The sequence below is a fragment of the Ruminococcus sp. CAG:379 genome (assembly GCF_000434255.1).
GTDB lineage: Bacteria > Bacillota > Clostridia > Oscillospirales > Ruminococcaceae > Ruminococcus_F > Ruminococcus_F champanellensis.
Genome location: NZ_FR894844.1, coordinates 1 through 5,670, shown reverse-complemented (window position 1 = coordinate 5,670; position 5,670 = coordinate 1). Strand labels below are relative to the sequence as shown.

At 51.9% G+C, this 5,670-nt stretch carries 3 protein-coding genes and 1 tRNA gene; 1 reads left to right on the top strand and 3 read right to left on the bottom strand.

The window, feature by feature from the left end:
* Window positions 1-67: 67 nt before the first annotated feature.
* The 3 genes from hcp to QVO51_RS02860 form a co-directional block, all read right to left on the bottom strand.
* Window positions 68-1,738: a hydroxylamine reductase gene (gene hcp, locus QVO51_RS02870; protein WP_022357158.1), complete on the bottom strand. Its 1,671-nt coding sequence runs from the start codon at window positions 1,736-1,738 to the stop codon at window positions 68-70.
* 245 nt (window positions 1,739-1,983) lie between these two features.
* Window positions 1,984-4,299 (bottom strand): leucine-rich repeat domain-containing protein, encoded by a 2,316-nt coding sequence (locus QVO51_RS02865; RefSeq protein ID WP_022357157.1) that lies wholly within the window; start codon window positions 4,297-4,299, stop codon window positions 1,984-1,986.
* Between the two features lie 4 nt (window positions 4,300-4,303).
* Window positions 4,304-5,215 carry a diacylglycerol/lipid kinase family protein gene (locus tag QVO51_RS02860; RefSeq protein ID WP_022357156.1) on the bottom strand — a complete coding sequence of 304 codons (912 nt, stop codon included), beginning with the start codon at window positions 5,213-5,215 and terminating at the stop codon, window positions 4,304-4,306.
* 222 nt (window positions 5,216-5,437) lie between these two features.
* Between QVO51_RS02860 and QVO51_RS02855 the strand changes: the two genes are divergently transcribed.
* Window positions 5,438-5,513, top strand: a tRNA-Gln gene (locus QVO51_RS02855).
* Window positions 5,514-5,670 lie beyond the last annotated feature (157 nt).

The following is a 5,670-nucleotide window of genomic DNA, read 5'->3' as shown; positions in this document are numbered from 1 at the left end:
ACCTGGGAAGATAAATCAACGCCGGCACAAACATAACCGTCCTTACAATGTAAGGACGGTTATTTCTTTATATAGTTTGCTTCAAGCAAGTTTTGATGTCATCCTGGGGCTCGCTGATCTGATGGATCTGAAACGTATCCGCCAGATATTGCAGCACATTTGGACTAAAGAATGCGGGTAGCTCCGGACCCAGGTATATATTCTGAATACCCAATGACAAAAGTGCCAACAGGACGGCTACTGCCTTTTGCTCGTACCAGGAGATAATCATGGACAAAGGCAGGCAATTCACATTCGTGTCAAATGCGTCTGACAGCGCTGTGGCGATTTTGATGGCAGAATAGGCATCATTACATTGTCCCACGTCCAGCAGTCGGGGTAATCCGGCAACGGTGCCGAAATCCAGCTTGTTGAATCGATATTTTCCGCAGGCAAGGGTCAGAATGACGCAGTCCTGCGGCACAAGCTTTGCAAATTCGGTGAAATAATTTCTGCCGGGTCTTGCACCATCACATCCGCCAATCAGGAAAAAGTGCCGGATCTTTCCTGCTTTGACTGCAGAAACAATTTCTTCCGCATGTTCCAGAATGGCATGATGTCCGAAGCCTACCAGGATCTCACGAGGCGGCGCATCCTCTGGATAGCCTCCCAGGGCTTTGGCATGGGCAATGATCTCACTGAAATCCTTCTCTCCGTTTTCCTTGCGGGGAATGAATTTCACGCCGTCCCAGCCCACCACGTTGGTGGTGTAAATCCGATCCTTATAGGATTCACGGGGGCGCATCAGACAGTTTGTGGTCATGAGAATACAGCCGGGCAGGTTATCAAACTGTTTTTGCTGCTCCTGCCATGCACCGCCAAAGTTTCCTGCCAGGTGTTTATATTTTTTCAGTCCTGGATATCCGTGGCAAGGGAGCATCTCCCCGTGGGTGTAGATATTCACTCCGCTGCCCTCGGATTGCTGCAGCAGCTGCTCCAGATCCTTCAGATCATGCCCGGACACGATGATAAAAGGCCCCTTTTTCAGCTGGGTATTCACCATCCGGGGGCTGGGATTCTCATAGGTTTGGGTGTTGGCATCATCCAGCACCTTCATGACCTCCAGGGCAATTTCCCCGGTACGCATGGTCCAGCGGATCAATTCCTCCACTGACAGCGTATCGTCCGTGATCGCTTCCAAAGACAGGAAGTAGAATGCATCCACCTGCTCACTGTGGAAACCAAGCTCCCGCGCCTGGTGTCCGTAGGCGCTGATGCCTTTCAGACCGTACAGGATGGTTTGCCGCAGGGAGCGAATGTCCGGATCCAAGTCCCGGTCATACATGATTCCTGCCATGGGGGCATCTTGCAGCATTTTCGCCTGGGTTTCCGGCAGGTTGTAGCTGACCTGTGCAACTTCCGGTGCTTCACCCACTGCTTGCCGCAGCTGTTCCTTGATTTGCTGGGACTGAAGCAGAAGCTCCACATGCACAGCCGCATCAAAATTCACATTGGTCAGAGTCGTGAACAGCACGCCCTCCACAAATCTTACGATGTCCTCCGCCGGCTTTTCTCCCCGATCCATCAGAACCTTCTGGCAGCAGCTGATTCCCTTCAGCTGGTAGATCAGCAGATCCTGCAGACCTGCCACCTCCGGGGTTTTGCCGCACACCCCCAGCTTGGTGCAGCCCTTTCCTCCGGCGGTTTGCTCGCATTGGTAGCAGAACATTTCATAGTTCAGATCCATATTATTGCCCATTGCATTCGCTCCTTTCCTAAGACAACACCGCATAAAGTTTGCTAGGTGGCTTTGCACTGCATTTGCTGACGAATTTTCCGTCATATCACACAGAAACTCCCAGCATACGCCAGTTCTCCTGCATCATTTCTGTGCAATCTGACGAAAAATCTGCCCTACTTCTACTGCGTAATCTCTTAGCGGTATTGCACGAAACAAGTATCCCCCGGAGGCATTTTTTTATGCGCTCCGGGGGATTGCTTTTGTCAGGATTGGGTTTCGTCCAGAGGGATGAACTGGAAGTTAGCGGCATTCTTTTTTGAGAACCGTTGTGCATAGCTGCCGATGGGTGCATGCAGATGAAACTTGTTTGCCTCCTCAAAGGCGTTTTCTGCGATTTCCCGGACGGAGAATGGGATCACCAACGATTCTAACTGCTTGCATCGTAAAAATGCACCGCTTTCGATCCGCTGAACGCCATAGGGGAGCACCAGCTGCCGGATTCCGGAGGCAAAAAAGGCATCCTGCCGGATCTCCTGAATGGATATTGGCAATGCCAGCTGTTCCAGGGCGTAGCACTGGCTGAACATGGATTGAGCAATGTAGGGCACACCCTCAGACAGATTGACCCGGAACAGGGTGCGGCAGTCGTGAAATATATAACCTCCCATATGCCGGATGGAGGCAGACAGGGTGATGGTTTTCAGTTTGGGGCAGGATTGGAATGCACCGCTGCCGATCACCTCTACTGACGCAGGCAGCATCAGCGTCCGGATGGGGAGCTGTTCACAGGCATAAGCGCAGATTTTGCGTACATGTTCCGGGATCACCAGATTTTCCTCCTGGAAATTGCAGCGGAGCAGCAGCCCCTTCCCAACGATGGTGAAGGGTTCTGTCTGGGCGGATAGCCACGGGGTATAGGAAAAAGCGTTGTCCTCAATGTCCTCCACGCTGTCCGGAATGGACACCTGGGTCAGGTATGTGCAGTGGGTAAAGGCGCTTTCCCCGATGCTATGAAGCCCCTGGGGCAGCATGGCGCACTGCAAATTGCTGTGGGCAAATGCTTTCGGCCCAATCCGGTAGGTGTCCGCCGGAATAGGCTGGGATACATCCCCCCGGATGAGAAACCCGCCGATTTTATAATGTCCGGTGCCCCGGTCTGCAAAGGGAGTCTCTGCAAAGGCATTGGGGTCAATGGTACGCATAGTTGTGGGAATGGTGATCTGCCGCAGACAACTGCAGCAGTAAAATGCGTGGGTATCGATCTGCTCCACACCTTCCGGAATGATGACGCTCTGCAAACTGGAACAGGATTCAAAGGCGGATTTGCTGATGGTTTTCAAAGCAGGGGATAGCACCGCCTGCAGCAGGGACATACAGTACTGAAAGGCGCTTTCCTCGATGATCCGTACGGTGGGGGGGATTTGCACACTGCGCAGGGAAGTGCAGCTATGAAAGGTGTTCTTTGATATTTTTTCGACAAGCGGAGGGATCTGAATGGTCTGCAATGCAGTGCACTCCCGGAATGCATGATTCCGGATCCGGTTCAGAGACTGGGGCATGGTTATAAGCTTCAGAGATTTGCAGCCGCTGAATGCAAAGCTGCCGATGACCTGGACACCCTCCGGCAGAAGCACCGTGTCAATGTCCCGGCATTTTTCAAAGGCACGATCCCCGATGGCGATCACGCCCGGCGGTACAATGACGTTCCGGATGCCCGGCTGGGGGATATATCGGCGGACAATGCCATACTCGATCTCAAAGGCAGGATCCTGCACAGTTCGCAGCTGGGCGGTTTCCCGTTCCGTGTATGTAACAATCCTATGCATCTGGGCAAACTGGAACGCCACACTGTTGCTTTGGGCGGCGATCAGGTGGAGCCGTTCCGGGTGATCCCCAAAGGCATAGGGATGCAGGGCGGTAACGCTGGGGGGGATGAAGATTTCACGCAGGTGCATGCAGCCCCGGAAGGCATCCTCGCCGATTTCCTGTACACCGTTCTGCATGTAAATATGTACCAGCTCTGTGCAGTCTGCAAATGCTTCCGGTTCAATGCTCCGTACAGTTGCAGGCAGTGTTATGTGCTTGAGAGAGCTGCATCCTTCAAAGGCACGCATGCCAATGGATGTGACCCCTGGTGGGATCACCAGCTCTGTCAAGGACTTGCAGCCGCTGCAGATGCCACGCTCGATCCGGGTGAGGTTTGTCGGCAGAGTCAGCTCCATCAGTCCGGTGCAGCCGTGAAATGCCCAGGCGTTTACGCTGGTGACGCTGTCCGGAATCGTAAGTGTCTGAAGCTCCGTGCAACCGTCAAAGGCACTTTTGCCAATGTGCTGCACCGTATTGGGCAGAAAAACGGTCTGCAGATGCTTGCATAGGGAAAACGCCTTGTCGCCGATATCCGTTACGCCGGATGACACATTGATGCGCACAAGACCGGCGGAAAGAAACGCTTCATCCCCGATGCGGGTGGCTTTGGCAGGGGTCGCAACCGCCTCAGCAGTCTTTTTCAGCTTCAGCTTTTCCAGCGTGCCGCTTTCCTCATAATGCACGATCGTGCCGTTTTTAATGGTAAAACTCATAGGGTCATGTTCCTTCCGGGTTAGATTGCTGCCCCACTGCAAAGGTGACAGCGCGCTTGAGATTGATCACTTCCGCCTGGGTCACATCGCCGCCGCATTCTCCATCAACGGTCCAGGGGACAGGCTCTGCACTGGTAAAGCTGATCCGGGATGCACGGAAACATTTAATCTGTCGGGTGTCCAGATCCTCTTTGATATTCAGCAGGGAGTTGACGATCTTATGCAGATCCAGAGGGTTGCGTGGCGTTTTTACCAGAGTCACCTCGTATACACCGTCATCCAGCAAAAAATTCTCCAGAGAGATCATGCCGGCCACTGAAGCGGAATTGGTGACCATGCCAAAAATGAAATTATCCTCAATACACTCGCCGTCATATTCCACCCGCATATGATAGGAGCGAATGGTGTTGAGCCGGGTAATGCCGTTCAGAATATAAGCCGCATGCCCAAGCACATTTTTGGTTTGCTGGGGCGTTTCATAGGTTACAGAAACCAGTGCACCGAATGCGGCAACATACATAAAGTACTTGTCATTGAATTGCCCCACGTCACAGACATATCTTCCACCCTGGAGCATCCAGCCGGCGGCATTCACGATGCCTCTGGGAATACCTAGCCCCCGGGAGAAGTCGTTGGTGGAGCCACTGGGAATGTATCCGATCGGCACGGACATACCGCTGTTCATGACACCATGCACCACCTCATTCAAGGTGCCGTCTCCGCCGGAGCAGGCGATCATATCATAATTTTGTAAACAGGCATATTCTGCAACAGTGCAGGCATCCATCCGGGACTGGGTGGAACGGGCGGTGACCTCATATCCGGCCTTGGTGCATAGATCAATGACATCTCCCAGCTTACTGCGGATGGTGCCTTTTCCGGATTTCAGATTGTAGATAAAGTAGATTCGTTTCATGTGAACAGCCTTCCGTTTGTGATCTGGAGAGGATATTTGAATGTGCCAGTGAACATGCATACAGCGTATGGACACACTTTTCATAGTAGACTACTATCATTATACCTAATTATGCGGTCAAAATCAAGTGTTTTTTTGTGCGAATCAAAAAAATTCGGATTTATTTAAAAAAAGGCTTTACAAATCAAGAAAAGCGTGATATAATATACAGGTACTCAAGATTGGGGTGTCGCCAAGGGGTAAGGCAACGGACTCTGACTCCGTCATTTCGAGGGTTCAAATCCTTCCACCCCAACCAATGGATAGAGGAGCATTAAGAAGATCTTAATGCTCCTCTATTTCTATAATGGGTTTTCTGTATGCAAAAATTGGGTTAATCGTCCGAAAGGGCGATTTTTTTATGCAATGTCTCTGCTTTTTTGCAGGAAGCACTGGTGGAAAAGCTCCGCCTTCAG

What these genes read in the sequence shown, in the direction of transcription:
- hcp (WP_022357158.1), bottom strand. Translation starts at nt 1,738, where the DNA reads ATGGGCAATAATATGGATCTGAACTATGAAATGTTCTGCTACCAATGC.
- QVO51_RS02865 (WP_022357157.1), bottom strand. Translation starts at nt 4,299, where the DNA reads ATGAGTTTTACCATTAAAAACGGCACGATCGTGCATTATGAGGAAAGC.
- QVO51_RS02860 (WP_022357156.1), bottom strand. Translation starts at nt 5,215, where the DNA reads ATGAAACGAATCTACTTTATCTACAATCTGAAATCCGGAAAAGGCACC.